Origin of the sequence: Tepidibacillus fermentans (genome assembly GCF_004342885.1) — a bacterium.
In the GTDB taxonomy this organism is placed as follows: domain Bacteria; phylum Bacillota; class Bacilli; order Tepidibacillales; family Tepidibacillaceae; genus Tepidibacillus; species Tepidibacillus fermentans.
The window spans coordinates 29,351-48,572 of the sequence record NZ_SMAB01000010.1 but is presented as its reverse complement, the minus strand read 5'-3'; the positions used below and the strand labels follow the sequence as shown (position 1 = coordinate 48,572).

Annotated in this window: 17 protein-coding genes and 2 riboswitches; of the genes, 13 read left to right on the top strand and 4 right to left on the bottom strand. The window is 38.4% G+C overall.

Translation table 11 applies throughout. The annotated features are described in order from the left end of the window. The first annotated feature begins 50 nt into the window (after nt 1-50). Nucleotides 51-659 (top strand): acetate uptake transporter, encoded by a 609-nt coding sequence (locus EDD72_RS07630; RefSeq protein ID WP_132768968.1) that lies wholly within the window; start codon nt 51-53, stop codon nt 657-659. Nucleotides 660-709: 50 nt separating this feature from the next. On the opposite strand, the gene EDD72_RS07625 is transcribed toward EDD72_RS07630, so the two are convergent. The 3 genes from EDD72_RS07625 to EDD72_RS07615 all read right to left on the bottom strand — a co-directional run bounded on the left by EDD72_RS07625 (nt 710) and on the right by EDD72_RS07615 (nt 2,544). After that, the gene (locus EDD72_RS07625) at nt 710-1,405 is read right to left on the bottom strand and encodes a class I SAM-dependent methyltransferase (RefSeq protein ID WP_132768966.1); all 696 of its coding nucleotides are present in this window, start codon (nt 1,403-1,405) and stop codon (nt 710-712) included. A 272-nt stretch (nt 1,406-1,677) separates the two neighbouring features. After that, nucleotides 1,678-2,094 (bottom strand): spore coat protein GerQ, encoded by a 417-nt coding sequence (gene gerQ / locus EDD72_RS07620; protein ID WP_132768964.1) that lies wholly within the window; start codon nt 2,092-2,094, stop codon nt 1,678-1,680. 15 nt (nt 2,095-2,109) lie between these two features. Beyond that, nucleotides 2,110-2,544, bottom strand: a complete 435-nt coding sequence (locus EDD72_RS07615; RefSeq protein WP_132768962.1) for a cell wall hydrolase — start codon at nt 2,542-2,544, stop codon at nt 2,110-2,112. Nucleotides 2,545-2,709: 165 nt separating this feature from the next. Further along, nucleotides 2,710-2,813, top strand: a riboswitch (SAM riboswitch). Nucleotides 2,814-2,920: 107 nt separating this feature from the next. Then, nucleotides 2,921-3,025: riboswitch (SAM riboswitch) on the top strand. A gap of 68 nt (nt 3,026-3,093) precedes the next feature. Here EDD72_RS07615 and metX point away from each other — a divergent pair. Genes metX through EDD72_RS07585 form a run of 6 tightly spaced genes read left to right on the top strand, consistent with a single transcriptional unit; the run spans nt 3,094 to nt 11,383 of the window. Further along, nucleotides 3,094-4,185, top strand: a complete 1,092-nt coding sequence (gene metX, locus EDD72_RS07610; protein ID WP_132768960.1) for a homoserine O-acetyltransferase MetX — start codon at nt 3,094-3,096, stop codon at nt 4,183-4,185. Continuing rightward, complete coding sequence (locus EDD72_RS07605) at nt 4,172-5,479, top strand: homoserine dehydrogenase (RefSeq protein WP_132768958.1); 1,308 nt, start codon at nt 4,172-4,174, stop codon at nt 5,477-5,479. The genes metX and EDD72_RS07605 overlap by 14 nt, the downstream gene beginning before the upstream one ends. Nucleotides 5,480-5,506: 27 nt before the next feature. Then, nucleotides 5,507-7,348 carry an ASKHA domain-containing protein gene (locus EDD72_RS07600; RefSeq protein ID WP_132768956.1) on the top strand — a complete coding sequence of 614 codons (1,842 nt, stop codon included), beginning with the start codon at nt 5,507-5,509 and terminating at the stop codon, nt 7,346-7,348. A gap of 20 nt (nt 7,349-7,368) precedes the next feature. Beyond that, nucleotides 7,369-9,807, top strand: coding sequence for a homocysteine S-methyltransferase family protein (locus EDD72_RS07595; RefSeq protein ID WP_132768954.1), 2,439 nt, complete (start codon nt 7,369-7,371; stop codon nt 9,805-9,807). Beyond that, nucleotides 9,807-10,703, top strand: coding sequence for a methylenetetrahydrofolate reductase (locus tag EDD72_RS07590; RefSeq protein WP_132768952.1), 897 nt, complete (start codon nt 9,807-9,809; stop codon nt 10,701-10,703). Before EDD72_RS07595 ends, EDD72_RS07590 begins: the two co-directional genes overlap by 1 nt. Beyond that, on the top strand, nt 10,703-11,383 hold the full coding sequence (locus EDD72_RS07585; RefSeq protein WP_132768950.1) for a hypothetical protein: 681 nt from the start codon (nt 10,703-10,705) through the stop codon (nt 11,381-11,383). Before EDD72_RS07590 ends, EDD72_RS07585 begins: the two co-directional genes overlap by 1 nt. A 131-nt stretch (nt 11,384-11,514) precedes the next feature. Here the strand turns inward: EDD72_RS07585 and EDD72_RS07580 are convergent, their stop codons facing one another. Beyond that, nucleotides 11,515-12,693 (bottom strand): pyridoxal-phosphate-dependent aminotransferase family protein, encoded by a 1,179-nt coding sequence (locus EDD72_RS07580; RefSeq protein WP_132768948.1) that lies wholly within the window; start codon nt 12,691-12,693, stop codon nt 11,515-11,517. 278 nt (nt 12,694-12,971) lie between these two features. On the opposite strand from EDD72_RS07580, the gene EDD72_RS07575 reads away from it, so the two are divergent. From EDD72_RS07575 to lplA, 6 genes are all read left to right on the top strand, one after another. After that, nucleotides 12,972-13,139: a twin-arginine translocase TatA/TatE family subunit gene (locus tag EDD72_RS07575; RefSeq protein WP_132768946.1), complete on the top strand. Its 168-nt coding sequence runs from the start codon at nt 12,972-12,974 to the stop codon at nt 13,137-13,139. 117 nt (nt 13,140-13,256) lie between these two features. Beyond that, on the top strand, nt 13,257-13,841 hold the full coding sequence (locus tag EDD72_RS13165; protein ID WP_207893666.1) for a molybdopterin-dependent oxidoreductase: 585 nt from the start codon (nt 13,257-13,259) through the stop codon (nt 13,839-13,841). Between the two features lie 12 nt (nt 13,842-13,853). Continuing rightward, nucleotides 13,854-16,340 (top strand): formate dehydrogenase-N subunit alpha, encoded by a 2,487-nt coding sequence (fdnG, locus tag EDD72_RS07570; RefSeq protein ID WP_243643803.1) that lies wholly within the window; start codon nt 13,854-13,856, stop codon nt 16,338-16,340. Then, complete coding sequence (locus EDD72_RS07565) at nt 16,337-17,185, top strand: 4Fe-4S dicluster domain-containing protein (protein WP_132768942.1); 849 nt, start codon at nt 16,337-16,339, stop codon at nt 17,183-17,185. Before fdnG ends, EDD72_RS07565 begins: the two co-directional genes overlap by 4 nt. Beyond that, nucleotides 17,178-17,903 (top strand): formate dehydrogenase subunit gamma, encoded by a 726-nt coding sequence (locus EDD72_RS07560; RefSeq protein WP_132768940.1) that lies wholly within the window; start codon nt 17,178-17,180, stop codon nt 17,901-17,903. Before EDD72_RS07565 ends, EDD72_RS07560 begins: the two co-directional genes overlap by 8 nt. A 322-nt stretch (nt 17,904-18,225) precedes the next feature. Beyond that, complete coding sequence (gene lplA / locus EDD72_RS07555) at nt 18,226-19,218, top strand: lipoate--protein ligase (RefSeq protein ID WP_424565541.1); 993 nt, start codon at nt 18,226-18,228, stop codon at nt 19,216-19,218. The last annotated feature ends 4 nt before the right edge of the window (nt 19,219-19,222 follow it).

Below are 19,222 nucleotides of genomic sequence, written 5' to 3'. Positions count from 1 at the left end.
GATAGTGCAAAGTTTAAAGCAATAGGAAAATGGGAGGGGAATAATCTAAAATGAGTGGGAATGAAGAAAAACAGTTTAGTGTGGTAGAGCCAGGGGGAATTGGTTTATTAGGGTTAGCCATTGTAACGTTGGTGGCTTCATCCCAGAAGTTAGGAATAACACAAGGGTTTTCGTATGCAGTTCCATGGGCATTATTTTTAGGTGCATTTGCTCAATTGTTTGCAAGTATTAATGATTCGAAACGGAATAATATCTTTGGAAGTACTGCATTTGCTGCTTACGCATTTTTTTGGTTTGCAGTAGGAATTACTTGGTTAATTCAAATGGGTGCTTTTGGTGAAGAATTAAAAGCAGATGTGGATATCAAACAACTTGGTTTTGCTTTTGTTGGTTATTTAATTTTTAGTATTTATATGACGATTGGATCAATGGAAACGAATAAAGTTTTATTTATCATTTTTGTACTTATTGATCTTTTATTTATTGGTCTTTCCCTAAGCTCGTTCCAGATACTACCTGAGTTTTCTCATAAACTGGCGGCATGGTCAGAACTTGCGATCTCAATGGTTTCTTTTTATGGGTCGGCTGCAACTGTTTTAAATCACCATTTTGGTCGTCAGTTTTTACCAACTGGTAAGCCATTAGGAATTTTTAAATAATTTGTAAAATAACAAAAAGGGGGTTGACCCAAAAGTAAGGGTTCAGGCCCCTATTTTTGTTTTGAAATCCAGCATAATCGATGGGTACGTAATAAAGGGATCGAGTTAAAAAGATGATATAAAGCAGGATGAATTTTAACCACTTGCCTACTAATCGGTGGTGCTAAAGTTACACGCCAAGATTTAATTTGACCTTCGGGAAATAATTCTTTAATCCTTCTTAAGGGAATCCCTTTTACATCAGGGTTATTAGGGTTGTTATAAACAAAATCATACCAAAGAATACCACCACCAGGTTTGACAAGCCGCCAAATATTAGCGGCTAATTTTTGTTGAAACTCTTCATCAAGAATGGATGTAAAAACCGTTGATTGAAGAACAATATCAAAACTATGATCCGACATATCAAGGGTAGAAGCATCACCAATCATCACTTTGGTAACGACCGGTAATGTTCTTCTGGCATGAAAGGCCCTTTCTTCTAATAGTTCATTGGCAACAAGATTTTCTGGTTTAAAACCTAAGCGAATGAGATGAAGAAGATTCCCACCTGAACCACAACCGATTTCTAAAACTTTTTTATCGGCTAAAGGTTCAAGTTTTGCCCATTTCAACAACTGAATCAGTTTTCGTTCTTTTTCTTGTTGGGTTAAATAAACGACCGGATTTAAAGGTTCATACCAATTTTGTCTGGCAAGTTGGTTTCGTTTTGCATAGGCTTCTTTGATTCTTTCAATTTCCTTCATTTTCCTAAACCCCTATTAAGCGTTTGTTTAAACATCTAAAATATTTCCAGATATAAGGGGGAATATTCAAAGAATCAAAGGAAATGCAATAAAAATAGGTTTGTATGATTCTATAAGGGCGACTTTAGCGAGCGAGTTTTCCTACCGACTGTTTATTCAAGGAAAACCGCGAGGTATCGGAGTGCGTTAGAATCATACAAGCCATGGGTTTTAAAAAGGCAGGAAAAAATCGTTAATTTCCTGCCTTTTTTCGATGCGCACAGCATGGGGGTTTATCTTGGAATCGCTGGAGGAACATAATTCAGTTCTTCATCAAAAGTAATATAGTCAAGATTAACCATCAATAAGAGGTACCGTTTCCCTGTTTCAGGATCACTAATAATGATATGGTCCTTACCTGCTGCTTCTAGTCTTCCGCGGAACACCTTTGCATTCCATTCTTTATTATTTTCAAAAGTCATATAAATGGTAGCAATTTTTCCGAGATTTAATCGCAAAATGTTTTCAATATAGGATTCCTCTAAAGGTAATTGCCCTGGAATTTCGATCCCGCGTTCAGGGGCTTGGGGTGTTGGAATCATGGGTTGCATTGGATACATTGGTTGCATCGGCATTATAGGTTGGGGGAAATTTTGATCATATTGAGATGCTGAAAATAGATCATAAAAATAAGGATAGTATGGATACATAAACAATCACTCCTTTTAAAAAGTTCCATAAACTGAAGGACAGTCTGAATAAGTAGGTGCATAAAAACAATGGGATTTATATCGTCCTGTATTCCATGCTATATACCACCTACTAGGACAACTTCTTCTTCCTGGATTAAAAAACCATAGGGCAAAAGTAGCAGGATGATATTTTTCTCCATTGACCACTTTTCGAGCTAATTGGATTTCTAAAGTGCGTGCTCTTTGATAAAAATAGGATTTTTGTACAGCCTCGAATCCTCCTGGGGATTGAAAGATCATTTGCGGCACGGTTCGGATTCCTTTGAAATCTAAACAATTGGCTCGAACCCGGTTTACTCCAACATTCCCAACTAGCAACATCCCAAGTTTCCCTTCACTTTCTGCTTCTGCCCGCATTAATCTAGCTAGTAATTTCAAATCGTTTATGTTTGTTTTAATAACAGCCATTGACTCACCTCGCACATTAGGCCTCTATAACAATATATTTTGATTAAAAAAAATGGTGAAAAATTATCACAGGAAATCTCGAAAAGGAAAGAAATTTCAATTTTGTCTTGACATAGACTGGTAATGATTATATGATGTCATTAACAATCTAAAACGACACAGGATTTCTTATCGAGAGAGGTGGAGGGACTGGCCCAATGAAGCCCGGCAACCGGTTTTTAAAAACGCGGTGCCAATTCCTGCGGAGAATCATCTCCGAGAGATAAGAAGAGCGTAAAACTACCCTCTTCTTATGAAGAGGGTTTTTTCATGTTTATGAAAGTTACGGAGTTCATGTTATTTTATCTAAATAATAAAAGAGAATATTAATTGATTATTCTTATCCAGAGAGGTGGAGGGACTGGCCCAATGAAGCCCGGCAACCGGTTTTATAAAAACGCGGTGCCAATTCCTGCGGAGAATCATCTCCGAGAGATAAGAAGAGTGTAAAAGAACTACCCTCTTCTTATGAAGAGGGTTTTTTATTTATCTTTTTGGGGGGGGACTTTAATGGTAACAACGATCATTCAATCACCCTATGAAGCAAGTGTCATTGAAATTGGCGAGTTATCTTTAGAATCAGGGAAAAAGTTAAAAAATGTACAGATTGCTTATGAACGGGTAGGATCAAAGGAAGCACCAGTTATTCTTGTATGTCATGCTTTAACAGGGAATCAATTTGCCGTTGGAACAGAACAAAACCCTGGTTGGTGGTCAGGATTGATTGGGCCAGATAAAGCGATTAATACGCAAGAATTTCAAGTGATCACGATGAATGTGATTGGTGGATGTGATGGATCAACAGGCCCATTAACCATTGACCCAGATACAGGCAATTCTTATCGAGCTAATTTCCCATTCATCTCCATTCGTGATATGGTTCACGCTCAATATCTCGCTTTAAAAAAGCTGAAAATTGACCATGTCAAGGCGATTATCGGTGGATCATTAGGTGGGATGCAGGTATTGGAGTGGGGGGTTCTCTATCCTGATTTTATGGATACGCTGATTCTTCTTGCAGTCACACCCTATCTTAGTGATTATGCGATTGCTTATAACTTAATCGCAAGGTTGGCAATCATAAATGATCCAGCATGGAATCAAGGGGATTATCTTTCAAATGAACAGATTAATGGATTAAAAATTGCTCGTATGGTAGGGATGGTTACGTATCGATCAGCTGAACTCTTTAATGCTCGCTTTCAAAGAGCACAACATGCGAATTGGGGTATTCGTCATGACGAGACTACTTTTGAAGTGGAATCTTATTTACGTTATCAAGGAGAAAAATTGACTCGGAGATTTGACGCGAATAGTTATCTTTATTTATTAAAAGCGATGGATCGATTTGATTTAGGAAAAGACCGTGGGGATTGGAGAAAAGCCTTAGAGCTAATGGAAGCTTCGATGATCGCCATTGGATTTCGAGGGGATTTGCTTTATCCACCTAAAGAATTAGAACAACTAGTCGAGCATTACCAGAAAATAGGTGGAAGAGCTAAATTCATCGAAGTAGATACACAATTTGGCCATGATGGATTTTTAGTTGAATTTGAGAAATGGGCTCATCTAGTGAGGGAGGGTATATATGGAATCGATTAAAGTCGTATTATTAGGTTTGGGTACTGTAGGTAAAGGAGTATATGAGACGATTCAAACACATCAGACTCAACTTCAAGCAGTATTAGGTAAGAAGATCGAGGTAGTTGCAATTCTTGTTAAAAATAAGGAAAAAAAAAGAGAGATTGATCTTGATCCTTCGGTTATCCTTACTACTGATTATGTGGATATCCTTCAATTGCCAGAGATTGATTTTGTGATTGAAATGATTGGTGGAATTGAACCAGCAAGAACATATATTGAGCAGTCATTAACAAAAGGGTGTCATGTGATTACAGCAAATAAAGAATTAATGGCTTTCCATGGAAAAGAATTACGTAAGATTGCTGAACAAACTGGTTTTCAACTAGCCTATGAAGCAAGTGTGGCTGGTGCTATTCCTGTCATTCGTACATTACAAGAATTATTACAAGTAAACCATATCACAAAAATTGAAGCGATCCTTAATGGTACGACGAATTATATTCTGACACAAATGCGGAAAGGAAAAATCTCTTTTGAGCAAGCGTTAATGGAAGCAAAAGAAAAAGGGTATGCAGAAGCAGATCCAAGTAATGATATTGAAGGATGGGACGCCTTTTTTAAATTAATGGTTCTAAGTGATTTAGTGTTTGATGAACAACCGAATTGGAATCATGTTGATCGATCAGGAATTGAACAGGTATTAATCGAAGACTTGACGCTTGCCGAACAATTTGGATTACGTTTAAAATTGATCGGATCACTATATAAGAACCATGATCGTTGGGAGGCAAAAGTAAAACCAACCTTTTTATCAAAGTCACACCCTCTTTATTATGTAGAAGGTGTTGAAAATGGAATTGTAATCGAAACGGATCTAGCAGGACGATTGTTTTTTCAAGGATCAGGTGCAGGCTCTTTAGCCACTGCTAGTGCAATTATCGAAGATCTCGTCAATGTATGGCAACGACAGAAATTGGGTGTTCCAAAAAGAGGGGTTAAATGGAAAGCAATTGCTGAGCATAAAGGAGACCAATCCTATTGGTTTGTTATACAATCAAAACAAAAACACAGGAAGAATGAGGATTTATTATTGAAAAATTCATTTCAACAGTTCGGCATAACGATTCATGCCAGTGAATGGATAGAATTACCCAATCAGGAATATACCACTGGTTATGTCATTTCAGGTAGGGGAGATGACATCAAGAAATTTCTCTATCAAGTAGAAAAACAATACTGGGGATTAAAATGGTATCCTATTTCTACTTGGCAAGAGCAAGAGGAGAAAAGTAAGCGAAAAGTATATGCATGAAAGAAATCATGGTAAGGCGGGAGAAAAATGGCAACAAGAACAATCTTTATTGAAAAAGGAGAGACAAGAATCACTCGATATGTAGAGACAGGAACAAGACTTCTTGATCTGATTCAAAATGAAGAGATACCGCTACCTGCTACATGTGGGGGAACAGGGCGATGTGGTACATGTAAAGTAAAAATCAAAGAATCCCTTCCTTGGAATCGTACAGAAGAACAAGTTCTTACTTCTGGCGAAAAAAGGGAAGGGTACCATCTTGCTTGTCAAATATTGATTGATAAAGGATTACATATTGAAGTTCCTCAACTTCAAGAAGAAAAACTTCAAGTAATGGAAAATAGCGTAGAAAGGGATTTTGACTTCCTTCCTTTTTTACGAAAAATATATATTCCAATGCAAAATCCAGAGGTTTCTGATCTACATTCCATTTATGATTATCTTTCAGATGTAGAAAAACTAGAGTTTACCTTAGAACAATTGAGACAAGTTCCTGTATTGATTCGAGAAAAAGAAGGATTAACCTTAACGCTTGACCCTAATGGAAAAGTGATTCATTTAGAAAGAGGAGATACCACAGATCAATTATTTGGTATCGCATTTGATATTGGTTCTACGAGTGTAGTTGGTTATTTACTAGACTTAAACTCAGGTAAAGAATTAGGGGTAGCTTCTCGTTTGAATCGGCAGGCACAATATGGTGCTGATGTGCTTTCACGTATTAGTTATGCGATAGAAAAGAAAAACGGAGTCAAAGTGTTGCAGAAAACAGTCATTGAAGTGATGAATGAAATCATTTCTGAACTCACCGAAAAATCAGAGATTGATGCAAAGAACATTCTGGATTGTACGATTGTCGGAAATAGCACCATGCAACACTTATTATTGGGAATTAGTCCAAAATCCTTAGGTCAGGCTCCGCACATTCCTGTGATTCAGCAAGAGTTTATGCTTTTTGCTAGGGAGCTTGATTTAAATATCCCTAATGCTCTTGTAAGAGTCTTACCCAATTTAGGGGGATTTGTAGGATCAGATACCGTTGGAGTAATTTTAGCAACGAAAATGTATGAACAGGAACAACTTACCCTAGCAGTCGATATCGGGACAAATGGAGAGATGGTATTAGGGACAAAAGATCGATTAGTCGCTTGTTCATCGCCAGCAGGGCCTGCTTTTGAAGGTGGCCAAATTCGCCACGGGATGAGGGCAATTGAAGGAGCCATCGGGAATGTTTGGATTGAAACGGATTTAAAATATGAGGTGATTGGAAATACCAAACCAAAAGGAATTTGTGGTTCTGGATTAGTAGACCTCGTTGCTGAATTATTACGAATTGGCATTATTGATCCATCAGGAAGAATAAAAAATAAACAGGAGGTCCCACCGATTGTCTCCTTTTTCTTAAAGAAACGAATTATCGAGAAAGAAACAGGCAATGAGTTTATCATCGTGGAACCTGAAAAGAGTGCAACAGGTGAAGCGATTACATTAACTCAGCAAGATATTCGCGAGTTGCAATTAGCAAAAGGAGCCATCTATACAGGAATCCAATTACTGATGAATCAATTAGGGATTGCACCTGAGCAAATCAACCAACTTTATCTAGCAGGTGGATTTGGAAGTTATATCGATAGCTATAATGCGAAACGAATTGGCTTAATTCCGCAGATCGATGAGAATAAGATCAAGACGGTTGGGAATGCCGCTGGTTATGGAGCCAAGCTTGCACTTTTATCCAAAGTAGAATGGCAAAAAGGGATTCAATTGGCTAGTGAGATTGAACATTATAACCTATCCGAAGTTAACGGGTATGAACGAGTTTTCGTAGAATCTTTAGATTTTCCAAAAACAGAGAGATGGTTGAAATAGAGTAAAGGATGTGAGGGAACATGAGTCAATGGTTAAAAGAATTGATTCAATCCAAAATTGTCGTTTTTGACGGCGCAATGGGAACCCAACTTCAGGAAAGAAATTTTCCTGCTGGGGAATGTCCTGAAGGATGGAATCTTACCCATCCAGAACAAATACGAGAGATTCATGAGAATTATCTAAAAGCGGGAGCTGACATTATTACAACCAATACCTTTGGAGCGACAGCAATCCGCTTAGAAGAATATGGACTAGATGATAAGGTGGCAGAGATAAACCATGCAGCAATCCAAATTGCCAAAGAAGCGGTAAACAATCATGGCTATGGCTATGTTGCTGCTTCAATTGGTCCAACGGGAAAGCTCATTGAACCTTTAGGGGAATTACCTTTTGATGTGGCTTATGAAGTCTATAAAGAACAGGTTATCGCAATTACAGAAGCAGGGGCCGATCTGATTATTATTGAGACTATCGGAGATATCAATGAAATGAGGGCAGCGTTGATGGCAGCCACTGAAAATAGCCATCTTCCTGTCATCGCAAGTATGAGTTACCAAGAAGATGGGAGAACATTTACAGGAACAGATCCGCAAACGGCAGCTGTCGTCTTAGAACGTTTAGGAGCATCTGTCATCGCAGTAAACTGTTCCGTAGGGCCAGAACAATTAGAAGAAGTTGTGAAAACATTAGTACACTCAACCAATCTACCCATTTTGGTTCAACCCAATGCAGGTTTACCAAAGTTAGTGAAAGGAAAAACCGTTTACGAAGGGTCACCTGAGAGAATGGCAGAATATGCAAGGAAGTTTGTTGAATATGGCGCTAATATGGTAGGTTCCTGCTGTGGAAGTACTCCCGAATATACGAGAGCGATCTATGAGCAAGTGAAAGAACTCACACCAATTCTCCGAAATCAAGAGTTTGGTTTACGAGTTGCTAGTCGTGTTCGGACAACAACGATTGACCCATTTAAAGGTTTACCAGTGATTGTTGGTGAACGAATTAATCCAACAGGTAGGAAAAAAATATCAGAAGAACTAAAACAAGGGAAAATGGAAACTGTGCGTCGAGAAGCGATCGAACAGACAGAAGCAGGGGCAGAAGTTCTTGACGTGAACGTTGGTGTACCGACCATTGATGAAAGAAAAACAATGGTTCAGGTCATTCAGTCGATCCAAACATTAGTCGACACACCCTTAATGCTTGATAGTACCAACCCTGAGGTTTTAGACCATGCATTAAAACTTTATCCAGGTAAGGCATTGGTAAATTCCGTGAATGGGGAGGATGCAAGTCTTGATTCGATCCTCCCTTTGGTGAAACGCTACGGGGCAGCAGTCGTAGGTTTAACGCTTGATGAAAAGGGAATTCCCAAAACGGCAGAAGAACGATACCAAATCGCAGAAAAAATTGTCAGGAAAGCCGCAGAATATGGGATTCCCAAACAAGATATCATCATTGATTGTTTAGTGTTAACAGCCAGTGCCCAACCAGAAGGGATTGCCGAAACATTAAAGGCGATCACCTTAGTGAAAGAACGATTACAAGTACCTACCATTTTGGGTGTTAGTAATGTTTCCTTTGGCTTACCGAACCGAAAAGCGATTAATCCCGTCTTTCTTAGTATGGCATTAGCAGCAGGCTTAGATGCAGCGATTATGAATCCATTGGAAGAGCAAATGGTTCAAACGATGAAAATTGGTGCAGTCTTAACCAACCGCGATCGCCATGCTGAAGCCTATATTGAATATGCAAAGGAAAAAATGGGAGCAAATGAAGAAAAAATGGTAAGAAAAGCCCCTAAGCAAAAAGAAGCAAAAGACATTTATGAAGCTCTTTATCAGGTGGTTTTAGCAGGGGATAAGGATCGAGTCGTTCCTCTAATAGAACAAGGTTTAAAAGAAGGCAAAGACCCAATGGAGTTACTCAACAGAGGTTTAATCCCTGGTATCGAAGAGGTAGGAAGATTATTTGGCAATGGAACCTATTTCCTTCCTCAGCTGATTCAGGCGGGTGATACGATGACGACCAGTTTTGAGCGGTTACGACCTGAATTAGCCAAACAATCGGATGAGACGATTGGGACGATCGTGATGGCAACGGTGAAAGGAGATATTCATGATATTGGCAAAAACATTGTCAGTGTACTTCTTTCCAATCATCGATTCAAAGTGATCGACCTAGGCAAAAACGTACCAAATGAAGTGGTGATTCAACGAGCGATTGAAGAGAAAGCAGACATTATTGGCTTAAGCGCCTTAATGACGACCACGATGGTAAGGATGAAAGAAGTGGTAGAAATGGTCGAAAAACAGAACTTACCATTCAAAGTTATCATTGGTGGTGCCGCTGTCAATGAACAATATGCAAAAGAAATCGGTGCAGCTGGTTATGCAAAAGATGCTGTTGAAGCAGTAGAAGTAGCAAAGTCATTATTGAAACAAAGGAGTGTTTCTTAATGAGTACCTACCAAATCCATGGACTAAAAGAAAAATTAACATTAGGTAAGTTCGTGGTTACGGTTGAATTAGAGCCACCAAAAGGTGCCAATCCGATGCCAGTACTAGAAAAAGCAGCTTTTCTAAAGGGATATGTAGACGGAGTTAATATAGCCGATAGTCCAATGGCAACATTAAGGATGAGTCCAATCGCTTTAGCTCATGTAATTCAACAAGATATGGGGATCGAAGCGATCTTTCATTTAACTTGTCGTGACCGAAATGTGATAGGTCTTCAATCGGAATTATTGGGAGCAGCTGCTTTAGGGGTAAGAAACATCTTAACGTTGACAGGCGACCAACCTACGAGAGGGGATCATCCAGATGCTCGTGGGGTCTATGAGGTAGACTCCATTGGCTTAGCAAAAATTGCAAAACAGTTAAATGAGGGTTTAGATTTGACAGGACATCCATTAAATGGACCAACCCAATTCTTTATTGGTGCTGCAGCCAACCCAGGAGCAGACGACCTAGATGTTGAACTTGAAAAATTAAAAAGGAAAGTGGACGCGGGAGTTCATTTTGTTCAAACGCAGCCTGTTTTTGATTTAAACCAAGTGGAGAGGTATTTGGAGTTAACAAGAGATCTTCCGATTCATATCATTTTTGGAATTTTACCATTAAAAAATGGGAAGATGGCCCACTATCTGAACCAAAAAGTTCCTGGAATACAGATCTCTGAAGAAATTATCAGTAAAGTCGAACAAGGTGGGAGAGAAGCGGGAATTGAAGTTGGCAAACAATTAATCGAAAAGATAAAAGGCATCGTTCAAGGAATCCATATTTATCCTATTGGCGACTTGACTATGGTGTCTGAACTTTTAGATATTCCGCAAAAAATGCCTAAGGTGATCTAATGTTTTTTCCAAGATTATCAATAACGATTCCTGAGAATCTCGTATATCGATATATGGGATTTTTGAAGGAAAATAAAGTACCAGAAGATTGGAAGTACCGAATAAAAGAAGCGATTAAACAAGCACGAGTTTACTTAAAACCTACCGGAATGATGAAAACGGAAGAGATTTGCTCAGAATTACTGGATAAATGGGAATGGAACACATTAAAATTTGGTGGCAAACAGGTGAAAAGAGTCATCAATCGGGGTTACAAAATTACATTTTTGATCGCTACGATTGGTGGTGATTTAGAAAAGCAAGTAGAGTCCTATACAAAACATCAGGATTTAACCTCCGCTTACCTTTGGGATTCAATCGGTACCGTAGCCGTTCATCAAACGGTTGAACAATTAAAAAAATATATCAAACCGATGGCACAAAGGGAAGGTGCCCAATTAAGTCCGAGAATGGCACCCGGTTATGGTGATTGGATGATTGAAGCCCAATCTTTGTTCTTTAAATATCTTGACTTTAATCGTGTAGGCGTTACGTTTAATGATGACTATTTGATCATACCCAAACATTCATTGACAGGGATAATCGTCTGGACACATCAAAATGTAACACCTAATGAACCTTGTCAAACCTGTGCCAAATTCGATTGTATTTATCGTAAAACTCCGGTAAAGGTTTCCTAAAAACCTGAACCGGAGTTTTTGATTCACGAAAGAAAGTATAAGATTTTGGGAGCAATATCTCCTTGAACTGGCTTGTATGTTCTAACGCTGCTCCTCATACAAACCTATTTTTACTCTATAGTGAATCGATACTACTCATGATTATTTAAGTAATTCTCGGCAGCTTTTACAGCTTCCCCTTCATTGATCTTAATTTTTAACTCGGATAAGATCGATTCCAATGCCGTTAAGAATTGAATGACATTACTTCTCTGGGAAGAATATCCCATGAGGCCTACACGCCAAATTTTATTCTTTGTGGGTCCTAAACCTCCACCAATTTCAAGCCCATAACGCTCGAGTAATAATTGGCGTACTTTCACATCATCAACACCATCGGGAATTTTGACTGAGGTGAGCATAGGTAAGCGATGACCTTCTTGCGCAAATAACTCCAATCCCATCGCCTCAATTCCCGCTTGCAAAGCACGACCGTTTTGTTCATGACGTTTAAAGGTAGCTTCTAAACCTTCTTCTTTAATCAATCTTAATGCCTCATGAAGTGCATAAATCATCGAAATCGGTGCCGTATGATGATAAAAACGTTCTTGTCCCCAATAAGCCTGGATCATTGACAAATCAAGGTACCAGCTTTGTATTTTTGTTTTCCTGCTTTTTAGAACTTCAACCGCTTTATCACTTAAACTGACTGGGGATAGTCCTGGGGGAGCACTAAGACATTTTTGCGTACCGCTATAGACAGCATCAATCCCAATCTTATCTACCCCAACTTTCATTCCACCAAGTGAAGTAACAGCGTCAACAATCATTAAAGCATCATATTCTTTCGCTAGTTTTGCTATTTCTTCTAATGGTTGGTTTGCACCTGTAGATGTTTCTGCGTGTACCACCGCTACTGCTTTTACAGGGGAATAATTCTTTAAAGCTTTTTCTATATCAGCAGGATCAATGCTTCTTCCCCATTCTGCTTGAACTTGAATCACTTCAGCCCCTGCTCTTTCTGCAACGTCAACCATCCGCTGACCAAATAAACCATTAACCCCAATAATGACCTTGTCTCCTGGTTCGATCAGATTCACAAATACCGTTTCCATCCCAGCACTGCCAGTACCTGACATCGCAATCGTCACTTGATTTTTTGTTTCGTAAACATAGCGAATCAATTCCATGGTTTCATTCATAATATTAAGAAAGGTCGGGTCCAAATGTCCTAATAATGGGGTTGCCATTGCTTTTAAAACATGCGGATGAACATCACTAGGCCCTGGCCCCATCAATAATCGTTTCGGTAAAATTAATTCTTGGCTCATGCACTCTCCTCCTATGAATCATGATTTATATATATTAGTTTAAATATTCAATATTTTTTCTAAAAAACCTTCATGAAAATATTAAATTTTAAAAAAAGAAAAATCTATTGACACCATAAAAATAGTAACAGTTAATTTGAAAATTAAAAAAATTAACCATTCTCTTTTTTAAGAATTAGTATTAAAATAGATATATAAATAATGTGACAATTTTGTTACAATTAAGTTCTAAGACAACATTTGTAAAGATCTTAAATAAAAAAGGGGGGGACGAAAAGATGCTTTCTAATATTGGTATGCCAGGATTAATTTTAATTTTGGTGATTGCATTAGTGATCTTTGGACCGAATCGCTTACCCGAGCTTGGAAAGGCTGTTGGCCGAACATTAAAGGAATTTAAGAGTGCAACAAAAGAGATCATTGATGATCAACCGACCACTAAGTAAAAACAATATCACTACTTGTGAAGTGTTTCACATTTGCCAATGTTTTGAATATTAAAATATTTTGAACTGCGCTTAGAGCAAAAGAGAAAAATCAATTTTCAGGAAGAGGGGAAAGAAATGCCAAAGCTGACAAGGCGCCAGTTTTTCAAATTTACTGCGGCATCTGTAGCAGCTGCTTACATAGCCGAAAAACAAGCCTTTGCTAAGGAAAATGGAAATGATAAAGCATATCCATTAATGACAGCAGGTGCAGCTACATCATATGGAATCTGCCACTTTTGTTCCGTAGGATGTGGAATTGAAATTAAAACTAAAGGAAATGAGATCATATCCACAGAAGGATTAAAAAATCATCCAATTAATGAAGGTGCATTATGTCCAAAAGGTCGATCTCTAAAAGAAATGCACAATTCAAAATTGCGATTAACTCACCCATTAGTGCGTAAGCCAGGGAGTGACAAATGGGAACCCATCTCTTGGGAAGATGCGATTAGCAAAATTGCGAACAAGATTAAAGAGGTTCGTGATAACACCTTTGAAAAAACGGTTACCACCAAAGATGGTAAAGTCGTAAAAGTGAATCGCGTGAATGGAATGTTTAGTTTAGGAAGTGCCGAGATCGATAATGAAGAAGCTTACCTTTATACGAAGTTTAACCGTGCGCTTGGTGTTCAATATTACACACACCAAGCCGAGATATGACATGCGCCAACGGTGGCTAGTTTAGCCCCTTCATTTGGTCGCGGAGCGATGACAAACAGTTTTACCGATATGAAAAATGCAAAAGTTCTTTTAATCGGAGGAAATAATACCGCAGAAAACCATCCAATGGCGATGCGCTGGGTACTAAAAGCACAAAAAAATGGTGCCAAGATCATTGTCGTGGATCCACGCTTCAATCGGACCGCGAAAGTAGCAGATATCTATGCCCAAATTCGACCAGGGACAGATATCGCTTATCTAGGTGCGATTGTGAAATATATTATTGAGAATAAATTATATGATCAAGAGTATGTCAAATATTACACCACAGCACTTTACAAGGTAAACCCAGAGTTCTCTTTTCATGAAGGTTTATTCTCTGGTTTTGACGAAGCAAAGAAAACATATAACAAAGATACTTGGACCTATCAGTTAGGACCAGATGGAAAACCGATCGTGGCCGATTCTTTTGATGATCCCGATACCGTCTTGATGAAATTAAAAGAACATTTTAAAGACTATACATTTGAAAAGGCTTCCCAGGTTACGGGAATTCCGGCGGAAAAAATTAAATTAATTGCCGATACTCTTGTAGAAAATCGTCCAGGAACCATTCTTTATGCTTTAGGAATGACCCAAAAAACAACTGGAGTACAAGGAATTCGCATGTATGCAATCCTTCAATTACTTCTTGGAAATATGGGAATGGCTGGTGGCGGTATCAATGCAAACCGCGGAGAACCTAACGTTCAAGGATCAACCGATATGGCTTGTTTACCACATATTTTACCTGGTTATATGCCAGCGCCAACCGATAAACATGCGACATTAAATGATTATGCGATGGCATTTGGTACAACAAGAACGAAGCAGACAATTGCATTATTAAAAGCATGGTATGGGGATAAAGCAACTTCTGAAAATGAGTTCGGTTATCATTACTTGCCAAAACGGGATTCAAAAGAAGCATCTCAAGGTCATATTTCCATTTTTGAAAATATGAACAAAGGGAAGTTTAAATTAGGACTTATTTTTGCACAAAACCCTGCGGTTAGTACGCCGAACTTAGAGTTAGTCTGGAAAGGCTTATCGAAATTAGAAATGTTGGTCGTTTCTGAAGTATTTGAAACGGAAACGGCAGCATTCTGGCAACATCCTGGTGCTAATCCAAAAGAGATCAAAACAGAGGTCATTCTTTTACCTGCAGCGATGTCTTTTGAGAAAGCAGGTACAATGACCAACTCTGCAAGGTGGATTCAAGGGAAACCGGCGGCGGTTCGTCCACCTGGAGAAGCAAAACCAGATGCCGATATCATCTCAATGATTCTATTAAAGTTAAAAGAATTATATAAAAATAGCACTGATGAAAAAGATCGCGCAATTCTCGATTTAACATGGGATTATCATGTAGAAGGCAAAGAAGAAATCGATCTTGAGAAAGTCTTAAAAGAGATAAACGGCTATGATTTAACAACTGGGAAACTATTAAATAGTGCAGCACAGATCCAAAAAGCAGAACCAGGCACAGTTTCTTCTGGCTTAGGCGGCCTTTATACAGGCGTGATTACAGAGGAAGGAAACCACACGTTACGTCATGATAATAGTGATCCTAGCGGCTTGGGACTTTATCCAAATTGGACGTTTGCATGGCCAGGAAATATTCGTATTCTTTATAACCGTGGATCTGCTGACATTAATGGGAAGCCTAGAGATAAAGATCGTGCCCTTGTATGGTGGGATGGAACCAAGTGGACAGGTCCAGATATTTTAGACGTTGCTGCCAAAGATAAAGCACCAAATACACCAGAAGGATCAAAAGTCTTCCCAATCGCTGATGCAAAAGGAGCATTGTTTAGAACGGTTTATGCCCAACCACAAGCAGAAAAAGTATCTGTAGAATTGAAAGAAGGGTATGACCCTAACATATTCAAAGTGGCTCCAATACTTAAGGAAGCAGGAATTGCAGATGGACCATTACCTGCTCATTATGAGCCGAAAGAGTCACCGGTAGAAAATGCTTTTTATCCAAAACAAAAAAATAATCCGATTTTGCGTGAGTTCAGAGTTCCCGAAATTCAAAAATTGGGTGAAGCAAAAGACTATCCTTATGTTTTAACAACCTATATGCTGACAGAGCAATTTTTATCAGGTGGGGTTACTAGAAATACACCGCAATTGGCTGAATTAATGCCTTCCAACTTTGTCGAGATGAGTAAAAATCTTGCAAAGAAAATCGGTGTTCAATCTGGAGATAAAGTCACGATTTCCACAGCACGGGGAAAGGTAACGATTCCGGCAATGGTGACTGATCGTATCCAAACCTTAACGATTAATGGGAAACAAGTTGAAGTCGTTGGTGTTCCTTGGGGTTGGGGATTCAAAGGTCTTGTAAGCGGAGATTCAATTAATCTTGTGACCAACTCGGTAACCGATCCGAATACAGGTACACCAGAATATAAGGCATGCTTATGCAATGTGACGAAGGGGGATAATGAATGATGGCACAAAAAACAGATAAAGCGATATTAGTGGACACCTCACTTTGTACAGGTTGTAAAGCATGTCAATTGGCTTGTAAAGAGTGGCATAACCTTCCAGCTATGGAGTTTGATAAGGTTCCAGGTACTTACCAAAACCCTGCTGATCGCTCGTTTAATACCTTAACCTTGATGCGATTTGATGAAAAATATGATCGTAAGACCAATACCTTTGAATGGTTAATTCGCAAAGATCAATGTATGCATTGTTCTGATGCTCCTTGTGTTGCCATTTGTTCAACTGGGGCGCTATATCAGCATAAGGAAGGTTTTGTTGCCTTTGATCAGGAAAGCTGTATTGGGTGTGGCTACTGTGCGAAGGCTTGTCCATTTGATATCCCAAGATATCAATATGATTCATTTACAGGTAGGGATAAAATGAACAAGTGTAATTTTTGTCAGGATAAGATTACAAATGGCGAACAACCTGCCTGTGTACAAACCTGTCCAACCAATGCATTAGAATTGATGTCATGGGATGAGGCAGTGAAACAAGCTTATAAACGAGTAGAACAAATTAAAGATCGTTTTCCAAACGCAAATGTTTACGGTGACAAGATAATGGGCGGAACCCATTATATCTATGTTTTAACCGAGAAGCCGGAAGAGTACGGTTTACCAACCAATCCAAAAACAAATGAATTAGTTGAATTCCGCTCTGGTGTAATCAAGCCCGTTACAGAAGTATTAATGGGTGCAGCAGGGATTGGATTTCTAGCGAACTTTATTGTTTCTTCCACCGCCTTTAACTTTAATGGAAAAGACGAACCCGAAGATCTTTTGAAGGAGGAGAAGAAACATGAGTAAAGCCTATAAACGGACGAAATATGTAAAAAGATACTGTGTTCCCGATCAATTGATGCACTGGACGGTTGCTCTTGGTTTTTTACTTTTACTTATAACAGGGTTTATGATTTTCTTTAAAGGACCAGCTTCACTGCTTACAACAGAAGCAGGAATGGCTTTTCGCCAAGGACATCGCATTGGGGCGATTCTCTTTATCGGTGCACCACTCATTTATTTCATCTTTTCTAGCAAACGCTTTGGTTTTCTCGTTGCTTTTAAATGGAGTAAATATGATTTAGGTTGGTTAAAAGCAGCTCCCAAACATTATTTTGTTGGTGGGGAAGGGATGCCACCACAGGATAAGTATAATACAGGACAAAAATTGTATTATTTAGTCGTCCTTGTCTTTGGTTTTCTTCTTGCTATAACCGGTTTGGCTTTATGGCATGATTGGTTTACGGGTCCCTTAGGAGTATGGATGCTAGTCATACATGATATTTCTGCGTTAATCATCACGATTTTCTTCGGGATCCATTTGCATTTAACCGTTTTCCATGCCAGAGAAAGAGCATCTTTCAATGCGATGACGACCGGATGGATGGAAGCAGAATATGCAGAACATCACCACAAATTATGGTTTGATAAAGTGAAGTATGACCAAATGATTACCTGTGGTGAAAGAAAAATGAGGAAAATAAGACAGGAAAATCAAAATCAAAACAATACATTCCAAGCTTAAACAGGAAAAAGGCACATTTACATTTTGTAGGTGTGCCTTTTCGATAACCATTATTTCTGGTCTCCTTCAACAAGTTCACGGACAGGAACTTCAAATGTTTCATTGTCCATGTTGGTGATAAGAGCAGTTTCCGTTTGTTGGTTTAAGTTTTTGAATCTGAAATTCATTTGTAAATTAGCAGATTCACCAATTTCATTTTTTTCTTTATCAAAGGCTAAAAAGTATTCAATTTGGTTCTACGAATGGAAGAAAACTTTCTTCTTATCTTTTTTTTCAGTAAAATACAAGAAGATATGAAATTTAAAATACTGGGGTGCTTTTTGTGATATTGGTGCAAACTATGGAAAGTCATGATCCAAGAATCAATCTAGCTGAAGAGGAATATGTATTAAAATATTTAGATCCAAACGAAACCTATCTCTTGTTTTACATCAATGAACCATCCATCATTATAGGTAGAAATCAAAACACGATGGAAGAAATTAATCACCAATACGTTAAAGATCATGGTATTCATGTCGTACGTCGATTATCAGGTGGAGGTGCAGTCTACCATGATCTGGGCAATCTTAACTTTAGTATTATTACAAAAGATGATGGAGAAAGCTTTCGTAATTTTCGTCGTTTTACTGAACCTGTGATTAAAGCTTTACATCGATTAGGAGTCAATGCAGAACTAAGTGGGCGAAATGACATTACAGTCGGTGGTCGTAAGATCTCTGGGAATGCTCAATTTTCCTATAAAGGCCGAATGTTTAGTCATGGAACATTGTTATTCAATTCTGAGATCGACCACGTCGTAGCCGCTTTAAATGTGAATATGGAAAAAATTCAATCAAAAGGGATTAAATCGATTCGTAGTCGTGTCGCCAATATTCGTGAGTTTTTAGATCGAGAAATGGATATTATAGAATTTAAAAACCAACTCCTCCATAATTTGTATGAAGATTATGAACAAATTCCAACCTATACATTAACAGAGCAAGATTACGAAAAGGTTATGGAGATTTCCCGGGAAAGATATCAAAATTGGGATTGGAACTTTGGGAAATCACCTGCTTTTAATGTAAAAGGTTCAAAACGTTTTGAAGGTGTTGGCCAAATCGACATCCGTCTCGATGTCAAATCAGGGAAAATAGAAAATGCGAAAATTTATGGTGACTTTTTTGGAAATGGAGATATTTCACTGATTGAAAATCGCCTAAAAGGTCTTCGCTACGACGAAGAAGAAATAAGAAATGCATTGTTAAAGATGGATTTAAAGCTATTTTTTGGAAATATAACCGTTGATGATTTAGTAGGATTATTTTTTTAAGAAA